Annotated in this window: 14 protein-coding genes; 6 read left to right on the top strand and 8 right to left on the bottom strand. The window is 72.6% G+C overall.

Translation table 11 applies throughout. From position 1 onward, the window contains the following. Positions 1 to 147: 147 nt before the first annotated feature. Positions 148 to 633 (bottom strand): hypothetical protein, encoded by a 486-nt coding sequence (locus AB0B98_RS22870; protein ID WP_091406610.1) that lies wholly within the window; start codon positions 631 to 633, stop codon positions 148 to 150. Positions 634 to 943: 310 nt separating this feature from the next. Next, positions 944 to 1,777, bottom strand: coding sequence for a metalloregulator ArsR/SmtB family transcription factor (locus AB0B98_RS22865; protein WP_357365127.1), 834 nt, complete (start codon positions 1,775 to 1,777; stop codon positions 944 to 946). A gap of 144 nt (positions 1,778 to 1,921) precedes the next feature. On the opposite strand from AB0B98_RS22865, the gene AB0B98_RS22860 reads away from it, so the two are divergent. From AB0B98_RS22860 to rnhA, 3 genes are read left to right on the top strand one after another with little or no spacing between them, the layout of a single operon-like run. Next, positions 1,922 to 3,190 (top strand): MFS transporter, encoded by a 1,269-nt coding sequence (locus tag AB0B98_RS22860; RefSeq protein ID WP_357365125.1) that lies wholly within the window; start codon positions 1,922 to 1,924, stop codon positions 3,188 to 3,190. Between the two features lie 55 nt (positions 3,191 to 3,245). Beyond that, a complete protein-coding gene (locus tag AB0B98_RS22855; RefSeq protein ID WP_238670759.1) occupies positions 3,246 to 4,526 on the top strand; it encodes a lycopene cyclase family protein in 1,281 nt (426 codons plus the stop codon). Positions 4,527 to 4,536: 10 nt separating this feature from the next. Next, entirely contained in the window at positions 4,537 to 5,010 is a 474-nt protein-coding gene (rnhA, locus tag AB0B98_RS22850) for a ribonuclease HI (RefSeq protein WP_357365123.1), read from the top strand. A gap of 7 nt (positions 5,011 to 5,017) precedes the next feature. Here the strand turns inward: rnhA and AB0B98_RS22845 are convergent, their stop codons facing one another. The 3 genes from AB0B98_RS22845 to AB0B98_RS22835 form a co-directional block, all read right to left on the bottom strand. Continuing rightward, complete coding sequence (locus AB0B98_RS22845; RefSeq protein ID WP_238670757.1) at positions 5,018 to 5,254, bottom strand: preprotein translocase YidC; 237 nt, start codon at positions 5,252 to 5,254, stop codon at positions 5,018 to 5,020. A 76-nt stretch (positions 5,255 to 5,330) separates the two neighbouring features. Further along, positions 5,331 to 6,218, bottom strand: a complete 888-nt coding sequence (locus tag AB0B98_RS22840) for a pentapeptide repeat-containing protein (RefSeq protein WP_357365122.1) — start codon at positions 6,216 to 6,218, stop codon at positions 5,331 to 5,333. 73 nt (positions 6,219 to 6,291) lie between these two features. Beyond that, the gene (locus AB0B98_RS22835) at positions 6,292 to 7,437 is read right to left on the bottom strand and encodes a DUF5919 domain-containing protein (protein WP_357365121.1); all 1,146 of its coding nucleotides are present in this window, start codon (positions 7,435 to 7,437) and stop codon (positions 6,292 to 6,294) included. Positions 7,438 to 7,570: 133 nt separating this feature from the next. Here AB0B98_RS22835 and AB0B98_RS22830 point away from each other — a divergent pair, with 133 nt between their 5' ends. Together AB0B98_RS22830 and AB0B98_RS22825 are read left to right on the top strand one after the other, a co-directional pair. Further along, a complete protein-coding gene (locus tag AB0B98_RS22830) occupies positions 7,571 to 8,179 on the top strand; it encodes a hypothetical protein (RefSeq protein ID WP_357365119.1) in 609 nt (202 codons plus the stop codon). A 76-nt stretch (positions 8,180 to 8,255) separates the two neighbouring features. Then, entirely contained in the window at positions 8,256 to 8,858 is a 603-nt protein-coding gene (locus AB0B98_RS22825; protein WP_357365117.1) for an MBL fold metallo-hydrolase, read from the top strand. Here the strand turns inward: AB0B98_RS22825 and AB0B98_RS22820 are convergent. Together AB0B98_RS22820 and AB0B98_RS22815 are read right to left on the bottom strand one after the other, a co-directional pair. Next, complete coding sequence (locus AB0B98_RS22820) at positions 8,831 to 9,571, bottom strand: phenylalanine--tRNA ligase beta subunit-related protein (RefSeq protein ID WP_357365115.1); 741 nt, start codon at positions 9,569 to 9,571, stop codon at positions 8,831 to 8,833. The two genes, AB0B98_RS22825 and AB0B98_RS22820, sit on opposite strands and share 28 nt — an antisense overlap. 7 nt (positions 9,572 to 9,578) lie before the next feature. Continuing rightward, positions 9,579 to 10,190, bottom strand: a complete 612-nt coding sequence (locus AB0B98_RS22815) for a LysE family translocator (RefSeq protein WP_357365113.1) — start codon at positions 10,188 to 10,190, stop codon at positions 9,579 to 9,581. Positions 10,191 to 10,252: 62 nt separating this feature from the next. Here AB0B98_RS22815 and AB0B98_RS22810 point away from each other — a divergent pair, with 62 nt between their 5' ends. Further along, positions 10,253 to 11,740: a PLP-dependent aminotransferase family protein gene (locus AB0B98_RS22810; protein ID WP_357365111.1), complete on the top strand. Its 1,488-nt coding sequence runs from the start codon at positions 10,253 to 10,255 to the stop codon at positions 11,738 to 11,740. On the opposite strand, the gene AB0B98_RS22805 is transcribed toward AB0B98_RS22810, so the two are convergent. Then, positions 11,722 to 12,300, bottom strand: a complete 579-nt coding sequence (locus tag AB0B98_RS22805) for a dihydrofolate reductase family protein (protein WP_238670748.1) — start codon at positions 12,298 to 12,300, stop codon at positions 11,722 to 11,724. The genes AB0B98_RS22810 and AB0B98_RS22805 overlap by 19 nt on opposite strands. Positions 12,301 to 12,365: the final 65 nt, after the last annotated feature.

Below are 12,365 nucleotides of genomic sequence, written 5' to 3'. Positions count from 1 at the left end.
CCCCGCGCCCGTTCTCGCCGTCCTGGGCTACCACTGCGGGTTGGGTCCGCCGCCACCGCACGTGTGCACCGCCGTCCCGGGTCGTGGGGGTGCCCGCGCCGGTGTCACCGGCGCGGGCACCCGTCTCAGGGATGGAACGGTCGCCGATCAGGCGACAGTGGACACCGGACGGCGCCGGCGGATCAGGATCACCGCGCCGGCGAGGGCGGTGCCGAGCAGCGTGCCGCCGGCGGCGAGAGCGCCGGTGTCACGGTTGTCGCCGCCGGAGCCGGCCGGCGCGCCGCCGATCGGGGTGACGGCGAAGGTGGCGGTGCCGGCCGAGCTGCCGTCGCCGCAGGTCGCCGCCACCGTGTACGTGCCCAGGGTGAACCCGGCGGTGAAGAGTTCGGCGCTCAGCCCACCGCCGGCGGCGGCCGTGGTGGATCGGACGTTCTGGTCGCGGTTGGGGCCGGTGACCCGGAAGAGGGCGTCACCCGACTTCGGGTTGCAGGTCGTCGCGGTGAGCACGACGGTCCCACCGACCGGGGTGGTGGCCGGTGACACAGTGGTGTCGGCCAGTGCGGCGCCTGGCAGCAGGAGCGTGCCGAGGCCCACGCCGAGCGCCGCCGAGCAGAGTGCTGTTGAGACCTTCATACGCGTCTTCCCTCACTTTTCGTCCGCTGACTGCGTGGGACGTCGTTCGGGTGGCCAACTCCGTGACTAGCACCGGTGTGCCCAACACTAGGTGGGTTGGGTCCACGATCAGGTGAAAATGAGAAATCCTCGTTGCCGTCACGTGTCCACCCGAAGGCGGGGAGAGCTGCGGAAAGGCCCGGACGACCCGACCGGCACCGGTGCTCCGATCGATGTCTGCTCCGGCCGGGCTGTCGTCGCTGGGCCGATGGCGAGGTATTGCCGACGACGGCGGAAATGCACCGCCTGGGGTAGCGCGATCCGCGCTCGGTCAGCGGGCCTGGGCCGGGCTCGGGTCGGGCATCGGCTCGCCGGTCTCCAGCAGGGTCTTGAGGCTGGCCAGCAACTCCGGCCAGCCGCCGCTGCCGTCGAGCTGGCCGCTGATCGCCCGGTGCATCTGACTGTCGGGGGAGAAGTCGTCGTGGATGACGGTCAGCCGGACGGTCGACCCGCTGTGCGGCGCGATCTCGAATGTCACAGTCGAGCGGCGCTCACCGAGCCGGGCGGCCAACTCCTCGGCGGACCAGCCGAAGTGCGCGGCGTGTTCGGCCTGGAAGCCGTGCCAGCTGTAGGAGAGCCGACGGTACGGCTCGGCGACGAGCACCCGCTGGCCGAGGTCGCGCGGCTCGCCGTCGGGTGCGTCCTGCCACAGCACGGGTGACCCGACCTGCCAGTCCGAAATCAGCGCGACTCCACCCCAGTAGCGACTGGTGAACGCCGGTTCGGTGAGCGCGGACCACAGTCGCTGCGCGGTGGTGGTCACGTAGGTGGTGTAGACGAAGGTCGGGCTCTCCATGGGTTGTCGCTCCAATGCGGTGGTCAGGTCGGCCAGGGTGGCAGCGCGCTCGCGGTCGTAGCGGCTGAGCCACCGGTCGGCGATGGCGTTGATCGGGGCGGCGTTGAGGTAGTGCAGCTTCTCCCGGCCGCGCCGCACGGTCGTGACGAGATTGGCCGCCTCCAGCACCGACAGGTGCTTGCTGACGGCCTGTCGGGTGCCGGCCAGCCCGTCGCACAGCTCCCGCAGGGTCTGGCCGTTGCGTTCGTTGAGCCGGTCCAGCAGTCGACGCCTGCTGGGGTCGGCCAGCGCCCGGAACGCGTCGTCCATCGACCCTCCTCGCAACAGGCAACCATTCGGTTGCTCGTCACGTTAGGCAACCAAGAGGTTGCCTGTCAATCCGCCCCGGGCGGCCTCCTCCCGGAGGGATAAATCCGCTGGCGGCCGGGGGAGACGCTGGTAGGTTCGCTCGCCGTGACACGGAACGTGGGAGCCGGCCTGGGACCGGTCTTCGCCAAACTCTGGGCGGCGAGCACCCTCTCGGCCCTGGGTAGCGGCCTGGCCACCGTCGCAGCGCCGCTCTTCGTCGCGTCGCGTACCGATGACCCGCTCGTGGTCGCCGGGGCGTCCGCCGTGGCCTGGCTGCCGTGGCTGCTCTTCGCCCTGCCCGGCGGGGTGCTGGTGGACCGGATGGACCGACGGCGCCTGATGATCGTCATCGACCTGGTCCGGGTGGCCGCGCTCGCCGTTCTGGCCACGGCGATCCTCAGCGGCCGGGGCGGGGTGGCACTGCTGTTCGCGGTGCTGTTCCTGGTCAACACCGGTGAGATCGTGTTCCGCGCGGCGAGCCAGGCCATGGTTCCGGTGGTGGTGCCGCGGCACCGCCTGGAGCGTGCCAACGGATGGCTCAGCGGCGGTGCCACCCTCATGCACAGCATGCTCGCCGGCCCGCTCGGCGGCTTCCTGTTCGCGCTCTCGGCAGGCAGCCCGTTCCTGGTCAACGCCGTCACGTACGCCCTCAGCGCCGTGCTGGTGGCACTGATCGGCGGGGATTTCCGGGCCGCCGTCGGCGACACGCACGCACGCCGTACCCGGTCGATGGGCGGCGAGATCGCCGAGGGACTGCGCTGGCTGGCCAACCAGCGGCTGCTGCGCACGATGGCGGTGCTGATCGGTCTGCTCAACGTGACCCTCACCGCCGCGCTCGCGGTGCTGGTGCTGCTCGCCGGCGAGCGGCTGGGACTCGGGTCTGTCGGCTACGGACTGCTCTTCACCTGCATGGCCAGCGGTGGGGTGCTCGGCGCCCTCCTCGGCGACCGGATCATCGCCCGGATCAGCGCCACCTGGACGATCCGGGTCGGCCTGCTCATCGAGGCGGGGCTGCACCTGGCGTTGGCGGCGTCCCGCAGCACCATCGTGGTCGGGTTCGCGCTGTTCGCCTTCGGCGTGCACGGCGGGTTGTGGAACATCGTGTCGAACTCACTGCGCCAACGACTCACCCCACCGAACCTGCAGGGCCGGGTGGCCAGCACGAACCTCTTCGTCGCGGCGGGCGGCAACTGCGTGGGCGCACTGCTGGGCGGGCTGCTCGCCGCCCGATTCGGCATCACCGCGCCGTACTGGGTCGGGTTGGTGGTGGCGATCGGCGTATCCGCGGCCACCTGGCGGGTCTTCAACCGCGCCGCCGTCGCGCACGCCTATGCCGACCCGCCACCTGTCGAGTCGCCCGCCCCGGTGGCCTGAGCGCCGATCCGGCCCATCCGGTGGTCGCGCGCGACGGTGTGGCAGCGTGGTCCCTGTGACCGACTCCGCGCCGCTCGACGTCGACCTCGCGCTGCTCGGTGGTGGCGGCGCCGCGTCGTTGCTGCTCGCCGCGCTGGACCGCCACGGTGTCCGGGATCTGCGGATCGCCATCGTCGACCCGGTGCGCCGACGCGGTCAGGACCGCACCTGGGCGTTCTGGGGTCACCCCGACAGCGACCTGGACCCGCTGCTCAGCGCGAGCTGGCAGCAGGTCGAGGTGGCGACTGCGGCGCGACGCCGCGTCCTGGACCTCACCCCGCTGCGGTACGCCATGCTCCGCTCCGGCCCGGTCTACGACCGGGCTGCCGACGCCGAGCGTCGCCTCCACGCCACCCGGATCGTCGCGCCCGCCGAGACGGTGCGCGACGACGGTGACCGGGTGCTCGTGGGTACCGGCGACGGGCGCGGCGTACGGGCCGGCTGGGTGCTCGACTCCCGTCCCCGTCCGCCGACGCGAGCGGGGCGAACCACCTGGTTGCAGCACTTTCGGGGGTGGTGGCTGGAGGCGGACCGGCCGGTGTTCGACCCGACGCGTGCGGTGCTGATGGACTTCCGTACCCCGCAGCCGCCCCGGGGCGTCTCCTTCGGGTACGTGCTGCCGGTCAGCGACCGCTACGCCCTGGTCGAGTACACCGAGTTCTCACCGGACCTGCTCACCGACGCCGGGTACGACGCGGCGCTGGCCGGCTACCGGGATCTGCTCGGGCTGGATCCGAGCGTGTTGCGGGTGCGGGAGGTGGAGAACGGGGTGATCCCGATGACCGACGCGCCGTTCCCGGCCCGGCCCACCCCCCGCGTGGTGCGGCTCGGCACTGCTGGTGGCGCGACCCGCCCCTCCACCGGCTTCACCTTCTCCGCCATGTACCGCCAGGCCGACCAGGTGGCCCGCGCCCTCGCCGCGGGCCGCGCGCCGGTGCCCGAGCCGGCCTACCCTCGCCGGCACCGCTGGATGGACGCGGTGGCGCTGCGCGCGCTGGACCGGGGCGGGGTGGGCGGTCCCGAGTTCTTCGACCGGCTCTTCGACCGCAACCCGGCCGAGCGGGTGCTGCGCTTCCTCGACGGCGGCACCACTCCGGCCGAGGAGATCGCGATCATGAATTCGACCCGGCTGTTGCCGATGATCGCCGCGACCGCCGGCGACGCCGTACACCGGGTCCGCGACCGGCTGCGCCCCACCCGGCCAGCGCCGGCCATCCCACCAGCGGTGGTGGGTTCGGCGCCGACGGCTCGGCGCGCCGGCCCCCCGAGCGGGGAGGACGAGGTCCGCGCCCGGTAGGTTGCCGGGCATGGTGGACGCGGCGGCCGGCAGGGGCGTGCAGATCTGGACCGACGGGGCGTGCAGCGGCAACCCCGGTCCGGGTGGTTGGGGCGCGCTGCTGCGCTACGGCGATCACGAGCGGGAGCTGTGTGGCGGTGAGGCCACGCCCACCACCAACAACCGGATGGAGCTGATGGCGGCCATCCAGGCGTTGGAGAGCCTGAACCGGCCGGTCACCGTGGAGCTGCACACCGACAGCACGTACGTGCGCAACGGCATCACCAGTTGGCTGGCGTCGTGGAAGCGCAACGGTTGGCGGACCGCCGCGAAGCAGCCGGTGAAGAACGCCGACCTGTGGCAGCGGCTGGAGGCGGCCTGCGAACGGCACGAGGTCACCTGGCTGTGGGTCAAGGGGCACAACGGTCACCCGGAGAACGAGCGGGCCGACCGGCTCGCCAACAAAGGCATGACCGAGGCCCGGGGCGCGCTGACCACCCGCTGATCCCTGGTCAGCGGGTCGCGTCCGGGTGCCCCGGCATTGTCGACCCGCCGCCGCTGCTGCCGGACGAACCACCGACGACGCCCGAGCTGTCGGGCTCGGTCACGATGTCCGGCCGGACGTCGGTGTCCGCCGGTGCGGGGACCTCGGTGTCCGCCTCGACCTGTACCAGTGCCGCCTGGCCGACCTCGTCCTCGCTGTGCTGCGGGTCGCCCGGCTGCTCACCTTGGCGATTTCGGTAGCCCACGCCGTGCCCCCCCCCCGTCGATGCCGGTTCGCGTCGGCGCTGGCTACCCGGCGTCGTCGCGGCCGAAACCTCGCGGTCAGCGACGTCGGCCCCGGCGGGCGGGTGCGGGAGACCGGGCCGGCTGACGGACCGGGGTGAGCGGCAGCGCCGTCCAGTGCGCCGGCCGGGTGAGCGTCTGCGGCAGCCCGGTGTGGGTGTCACCCCGGGCGGCGTCCAGCTGGGTCTGGTGCAGGAACAGCGTGCGCCGCAGGTCCGCACCCCGCAGGTCGGCCCCGCGCAGGTCCGCGCCGGTGACGTCGGCCAGGCCGAGGTCCGCTCCGCGCAGGTCTGCGCCGATGAGCAGCGCCCCGCGCAGGTTGGCCCGGCGGAGGTCGACGCGGCGCAGGTCCACCCCGAGCAGGTGCGCGCCGCGGCGGTCGGCGCCGCCGGGGGCGCGGGCCGCGTCGCTGGCCCGGGACAACAGCGGGTTGATCCGGTTCCGGTGGTCGGCGACGTCCACAGCGCGTAGGTCCGCCGGGTCACCCTCGGTGAGCGTCAGCGTCTCGGCGCGAGCGCGTTCCAGCTTGGCGCGCAGGTCGCCCGGCGGGCGCAGCGCCACCGCCTCGGTGAGGTACCAGAGCAGTTCGTGCAGCGGGCGCAGTACCGCGAACGCCTCAGCCATCGCCGGCAACGTCTCCGGCGCGTCCCGCCAGTCCCGCCCGCCGAAGGTCACCTGGGCGACCTGCTGCCCGGCACCGAAGCAGTCGAACACCGTGCAGCCGGGAAAACCACGCTGCCGCAGCTCGGTGTGGATGCCGCAGCGGTGGTCGGGGCGCAGGTTGGGGCAGGGCGACCCGGCCGGCTTGTCGATGGCGAAGTCCGCCGACGCGGCGAAGGCGGGCACCACGCAGCACAGCCCGAAGCAGCGTCCGCAGTCGGCGCGCAACTGCGCCGCCCCGGACGGCGGTGCGGTGCGGTGCGACACGCCGACGGTCCTCCTGGCGATCAGGGGTGGGCCACCATTGTTTCCTGTGCCGAGCCCACGGGTCGCTCGGGGGTCACCGTGCGTGTGTGTCACCGGCCGTCGCGGGGCGGGGCGACGGGGTACGGGCATCGCCCGGTGGCGGCACCAGTCGGCGGACGTCCCGCTCGCCGTCGTCGTGCCCGTACTTCTGGTCGAAGTGCCGTTTCACCACGTCGGCCGGGGTCCGGTCCCCGTCGGCGGGCTCGGCCAGCGCGAACACGCCGGGCGCCGCCCCGGGCGCGCGGGGCGGCAGCACGGCTCGCACCGTCAGCGGCCCGGTCACCCGGAACCCCCGGCAGTCGACGTAGTGCTGCCCGTCCACGGTCACGAACGGCACGCGTACCTCGACCACGTCCGACTCGTCGTGGCGCAGCGTGACCGTGACCGACCAGTACCGCTCCAGGTCGAGGGTGGCCTGCTCGTGCTCCCACAGCTCCTCGAACCGGGCGTGCACGAACCCGCCCCACGGGCTGTCCATGTCCACCTCGAGCTGCGGCACGTTGAACGACAGCTTCCCGATCGGGAAGAACGAGATCAGCGCCCGCCCGTCCCACTGGTAGAGCTGGATCGACGGGGACGCGTCGTAGAGCCGGACCTGGAGGCGGTGGCGCAGCCGCGAGTCGAGCGCGTCGGCGAACGCGGCCAGGTGGCGCAGGTTGGTGCGGATCTGCCGGGGCACGTCCACCCGTTGCCGTTCCAGCTCCTCGGAGCGCTGCTGGGCGGCGGTGCAGTCGGGGTCGAGCAGGAGCAACTGCACCTGGGCGCCGTTGGCCAGCGCCGCGCGTACCGCGCTCAGCGTCTCCTCCCGGTGCCGTTGCTCCAGCAGGATCGTCCAGGTGTCGAGGATGCGCACCCGGCGGCCGGAGCGGTGCAGCCGCGTCACGAACGCCTGCTGGTCGAAGCTGAGGTGCTCCTGCACCCGCGCCTTGCGGGCCTCCTCGAACAACGGGTCGAAGATGACGTAGGAGATGGCCGCGAGGACCACGCTGGCCCCGAGGTTGAGCAGCAGGTCGCTGAGGAAGCCGGTGCTGCGCCATGCGGCCAGCAGCATGACGACGGCGACCGCGAAGAGTGCCCCACCCACGACGAAGGCCCGTCGTTGCCGCCCGCCCCGACCAGCCCACCCGGGCATCAGGTCCCCCTCCGCCGTCGGTCGGCCCCACCGCCGCTTCCTGCTCACCGGAGTTCGGACGATACGTGCCCGCTTTGCTGCGCGCTGTCCCGTTCTCCGAGCGATCGGTTCGCCATTCCGAAACGCCCCGCCGCTCATAGGGTGACGGTAACGGAGTTATGCGACCACGGAGGGTGGCGGGGTGGACGAGAGCGAACGCGAGCAGGCGCTTCTTACCGTCCTGACCACCGAGCACTACGCGTTGCAGACCTCTCGCGCCGGCACCATCGCCGAGGCCACCGGCCGCGCCACCATCTTCCTGTCCGTGCTGTCGGCGGCGCTGATCGGCCTCGGCTTCGTCGCCAGTAACGACAAGCTGGTCCGGCCGTACCTGGCCGCGGTGCTCCCGACGCTTGTCATCATCGGGGTGCTGACGTTTCTGCGGCTGGTGGAGACCACAGTGGAGAATTCCTTGGACCTGCTGCGGATCCAACGCATCCGGGCCTACTACCAACACCAGCTCGCCGGCGAGCACGACTTCTTCGCCGACGCGGTGGTGGCCGGCGACGCCATGAGCACCGCCTGGAACCTGGTCGGCACGCGTCCGGGGTGGTGGGAGTTCCTGCTGACCACTGCCGCGCTCGTGGGCGCGGTCAACGCGGTGCTGACCGGACTCGGCATCGCGCTGGTGGCCGCGACCGTCGGGGTCGGGGTCGGGCTGACGGTTGTGGTCGGTGTGCTGGTCGCTGTGGTGGCGTTCGGTGTGCAGTTCACGTACATCGTCCGGGCGTCGGCCGCGTCGATGCGCTGACGACGCCCGCCGGTGCAGGGCCGATCCAACCGCGACGAGGGCCACGACCCGTCTGCCGGCGGCGTACCGTCGCCTGATGCGGATCACCCGGTTCACGCACGCCTGTGTCCGCGTCGAGCACGACGGCGGGGTGCTGGTCGTCGACCCGGGGACGTGGAGCGAGCCGCGGGCCCTGGTCGGCGCGGACGCCGTCCTGGTCACCCACGAGCACGCCGACCACATTGACGTGTTGCGGCTCGCCGGTCTCGGTGTTCCCGTGTACGCGCCGGAGGGTGCCCGCCTGCCGGATCTCGCCCCACTGCCGGTGACCCGGGTCCGGGCGGCTGAGCGCTTCACGGCGGCCGGCATCGCGGTCAGCGCGCACGGCGGCCGGCACGCCCCGATCCACGAGGGGCAGCCCGACTGCCCGAACCTCGGCTACCTGATCGGCGGCGAGCTCTACCACCCGGGCGACGCCCTGCACGTGCCGGACGCGCCGGTGCGCACCCTGCTCGTCCCGGCCCAGGGGTCCTGGCTGCGCCTCGACGAGGCGATCCGGTTCGCCCGCGCCGTGGGCGCGGCTGCCGCGTACCCGATCCACGACGCGCAGCTCAACGACCGCGGTCTGGCCAGCGTCGAGGGTTGGTTCGCCGAGACGATCCCCGGCTACCGTCACCTGCTGCCCGGCGACACCGCCTGACCCCTGTCGTCGTCCGCCGCCGGGGTGCGGAAACGGGGCGCGGTGGTGGTGAGCACCGCGGCGGCCGTCGAGGCCGACCACCCCTCGGTCAGCTCCGTCACGAGGTCGGCGACCAGCCGGGTCACGGCCGGCCCGCTGCCCGGGTGCAGCGCCTCGGCGACGATCAGCACCGACGAGGTGCCCGCCCGCACGGCCGACCAGCCGCTCTGCCGGTTCGTCCACCGTCGGGCGTGTGCCCGCCCGGCGGAGTCGACGAAGGTCACCTCGCCCGGCTCGGGATGCTCGGTGTCGCCCGCGAAACTCAGGTACGTCTCGTCGCCGTGTGCCGGCCGGACCACCAGGTCGCCGTCGACCCGGTCCAGGTCGAGCGCCGCGACCGGGATGGCGTACGCGGCCGAGATGGCGTTGCAGAGGTCGACCAGCGGGTGCACCCGGGGCAGTTCGCCGTCCAGGCGTAGCCGGCGTAGCAGCGCCTCGGCGGCGCACCGGTACTTGGTGGGCCGCAGCCCCATCGCCGCGTACGCCCGCCGCCACGCCTGGATCTCCGGGAACCCGCTCTCGGCCCCACCGGCCAACCGCCGCCGTGCCTCGGCGAGATGACCGGCAGTGCGTGGTGCCACGTCGGCGTCGGCGGTGATCCCGGCGGCCTGCACCACGCCGGCGACCAGATCGGGGTACGCGTCGCGAAGCAGCGGAGAATGTTCGAACTGCACTGTGGTCCTATCGGTCGGTAAGGGCGAGGGTCACGCCGAGCGCGACGAACGTGCCGGCGGCGGATCGGCGCAGCCAGTCGGTGACCCGGGGTCGGGTCAGCACCCGGTCGCGTACCCGGGCCGCGAAGATGCCGTAGCCGCTGAACACCACGAAGGTGAGCAGCATGAACACCGCGCCGCAGCCGAGCATCGCCCGGGTCGAGCCCGGTGCCGTGGTGTCCACGAACTGCGGCAGGAACGCGACGAAGAACATCGTCGGCTTCGGGTTGAGCAGGTTGACCAGCACCCCGGAGACGATCACCCGGATCGCCGAGCGGGGTGGGGCGTCGGTGGTCACCGCGAAGGCGTCGCGGTCCCGCGCCATGGACCAGGCCAGGTAGAGCAGGTAGCCGACGCCGAGGTAGCGGACGGTCTCGAATGCCACCGCGCTGGTCTGCATCAGTGCGGCCAGCCCGGTCATCGCCGCCAGCAGGTGCGGCAACGTCCCCAGCGTGCAGGCGAGCGCGGCCAGCACACCGGCCCGCGCGCCCCGCGACAGGCCGGCGGAGAGCGTGAAGATCACCCCGGTCCCGGGGGTGACCACCACGATCAGCGTGGTGATCAGGAACGGAATGGTCACGGTTGTCCTCCGGCGGAGTTGGCGGGTCTGGCTCCTGCTCACTCTGCTGCCACAATGGTCCGATGGGCAGAGCCAAAGCGACGGCGTCTGACAGGTCCATATCGGCCGGGTCCGACTTCCTGCACCTGACCATCACCGACGCGACGCCGGGCGGGCGCGCCTCCTGGCTGACCGACCGGCTGCGGCAGGCCATCGCCGAGGGGCGGGTGCCGGTCGGTGACCGGCTGCCCCCGACCCGGGTGCTCGCCGCCGACCTCGGTGTCTCCCGGGGCGTGGTCACTGAGGCGTACCAGCGCCTCACCGAGGAAGGGCACATCGCCGGTCGAGGTCGGGCCGGCACCGTCGTCGTCGCCGCGCCGGCCGCGCCCACACCCACCCCGGCCGCCGCGCCGGCACCGGTCGTGACCTTCCCGCCGGCACCGGGCACCGACATCTTCGAAGCGGTACGCGCGCTGCACGCCACCATCGACCTGGCGCCCGGCGTACCCGATCTGGCTGCCTTTCCCCGCGCGGACTGGCTGCGCGCCGAACGGAGCGTGCTGCGCCGCCTCGCCGCGGCCGACCTCGGCTACGGCGACCCCTGTGGCACGCCCGCGCTGCGGCAGGCCGTCGCCGCCTGGTTGGCCCGCAACCGCGGTATCGGCGTCGACCCCGCCGAGGTGATCATCGTGGCCGGCGTCTCCCAGGCGCTCGGGCTGCTCGCCCAGGCACTCACCGCTGCCGGCGTCGACCGGATCGCCGTCGAGGACCCGGGCTCACTCGGGGTGCGACAGCACCTGAACAACTGGGGGATGGACACCCCGCCGATCACCGTCGACGACGCCGGGCTGCGCGTCGACGAGTTGGTCGCCAGCGGCGTACCGGCCGTGATGCTCACCCCCGCGCACCAGTTCCCGACCGGCGTGGTGCTCGACGGTGACCGCCGCCGCCAACTCGTCGCCTGGGCGCGGGCCGGCGGTCTGATCATCGAGGACGACTACGACGCCGAGCACCGTTACGACCGTCCTCCGGTGCCGGCGCTGCGTGGTCTGCTGCCCGAGCAGGTCTGCTACGCCGGCAGCGTCTCCAAACTGCTCGCCCCCGCCCTGCGGGTCGGCTGGCTGCTCGTGCCAACGTGGCTGCGTGAGGCAGTGGTGGCCGCCAAGCGCAACGCCGACCTGGGCAACGCCGTGCTACCGCAACTGGTGCTGGCGGAGTTGATGACCTCCGGCGCCTTCGAGCGGCACCTACGGCTGCTGCGCCGGCGACACATCCGCCGGCGGGACGCCATGATCACCGCGCTGGCCCGCGCGTTGCCGTCGGCGACGGTGCACGGCGCCGCCGCCGGCCTGCACCTGATGATCACGCTGGACGACACAGTTGTCGACACCGAACTGGCCGCGGCGACGCTGGCGCGCGGGGTGAAGGTGCAACCGCTGTCCTGGCACTGCCAGCGGCCGTACCGGCCCGGCCTCGTGCTCGGCTACGCGGCCCGTACGCCCACCGAGATCGAGGACGGCGTCGCCGCTGTCGCCGCCGCCCTCGACCCGGGTCAGCGCTTGACGTCGTAGACCACCTTGAGGATCCCGTTCGAGTAGGTCTCCGACTCCCGCAGCGTCAGCATGTGCTTGTCGCGGTCGGCCCGGCCGAACAGGCTCTTGCCGGCACCGAGCAGCACGGGGAAGACGAGCAGGTTGTACTGGTCGATCAGCCCTTCATCGGACAGCCGCCGGGCCAGCTCCGCACTCCCGTGGATGAAGATCGCCCCGCCCTCGCCCTGCTTGAGCGCGGCGACGTCCCCGGTCGAGCGCAGGATCGTCGTCGGCCCCCACCCGTCGACGAGCGCGTCGTCGGACAACGTGCTCGACACCACGTACTTGGGCAGGTCCTTGTAGTCGGCGTGGTCCTCCGAACCGGGCCAGACCGACGCGAACGCCTCGTAGCTGCGACGGCCGAACATCAACGCCGTCGTGTCGGCGAGTTCCTCGCCCTTGAGCGACCAGGCCTCCGGGACGAACTCGAGGTCCTTGAACACCCAACCGCCGCTGCGGTGCTCCTCACCCGGCCCGCCGCCGGGCGAGTCCACGACGCCGTCGAGCGACATGAAACCGGTGTAGACCAGATCGCGCATTGTGTATCTCCTCGTGCTCGAAACGGGCTGCCGGGTCCACGCTAGATCGCGGTTACGACGCTGTC

The sequence above is a fragment of the Micromonospora sp. NPDC048947 genome, assembly GCF_040649495.1.
GTDB classification, from domain to species: domain Bacteria; phylum Actinomycetota; class Actinomycetes; order Mycobacteriales; family Micromonosporaceae; genus Micromonospora; species Micromonospora alfalfae.
This window is presented reverse-complemented; position numbering and strand designations above follow the sequence as displayed.

Excerpts from the sequence above, each read along its gene's own strand:
- AB0B98_RS22825 (WP_357365117.1), top strand. The coding sequence starts at position 8,256 with ATGCGGATCACCCGGTTCACGCACGCCTGTGTCCGCGTCGAGCACGAC.
- AB0B98_RS22810 (WP_357365111.1), top strand. The coding sequence starts at position 10,253 with ATGGGCAGAGCCAAAGCGACGGCGTCTGACAGGTCCATATCGGCCGGG.
- AB0B98_RS22805 (WP_238670748.1), bottom strand. The coding sequence starts at position 12,300 with ATGCGCGATCTGGTCTACACCGGTTTCATGTCGCTCGACGGCGTCGTG.
- AB0B98_RS22870 (WP_091406610.1), bottom strand. The coding sequence starts at position 633 with ATGAAGGTCTCAACAGCACTCTGCTCGGCGGCGCTCGGCGTGGGCCTC.
- rnhA (WP_357365123.1), top strand. The coding sequence starts at position 4,537 with ATGGTGGACGCGGCGGCCGGCAGGGGCGTGCAGATCTGGACCGACGGG.
- AB0B98_RS22865 (WP_357365127.1), bottom strand. The coding sequence starts at position 1,777 with ATGGACGACGCGTTCCGGGCGCTGGCCGACCCCAGCAGGCGTCGACTG.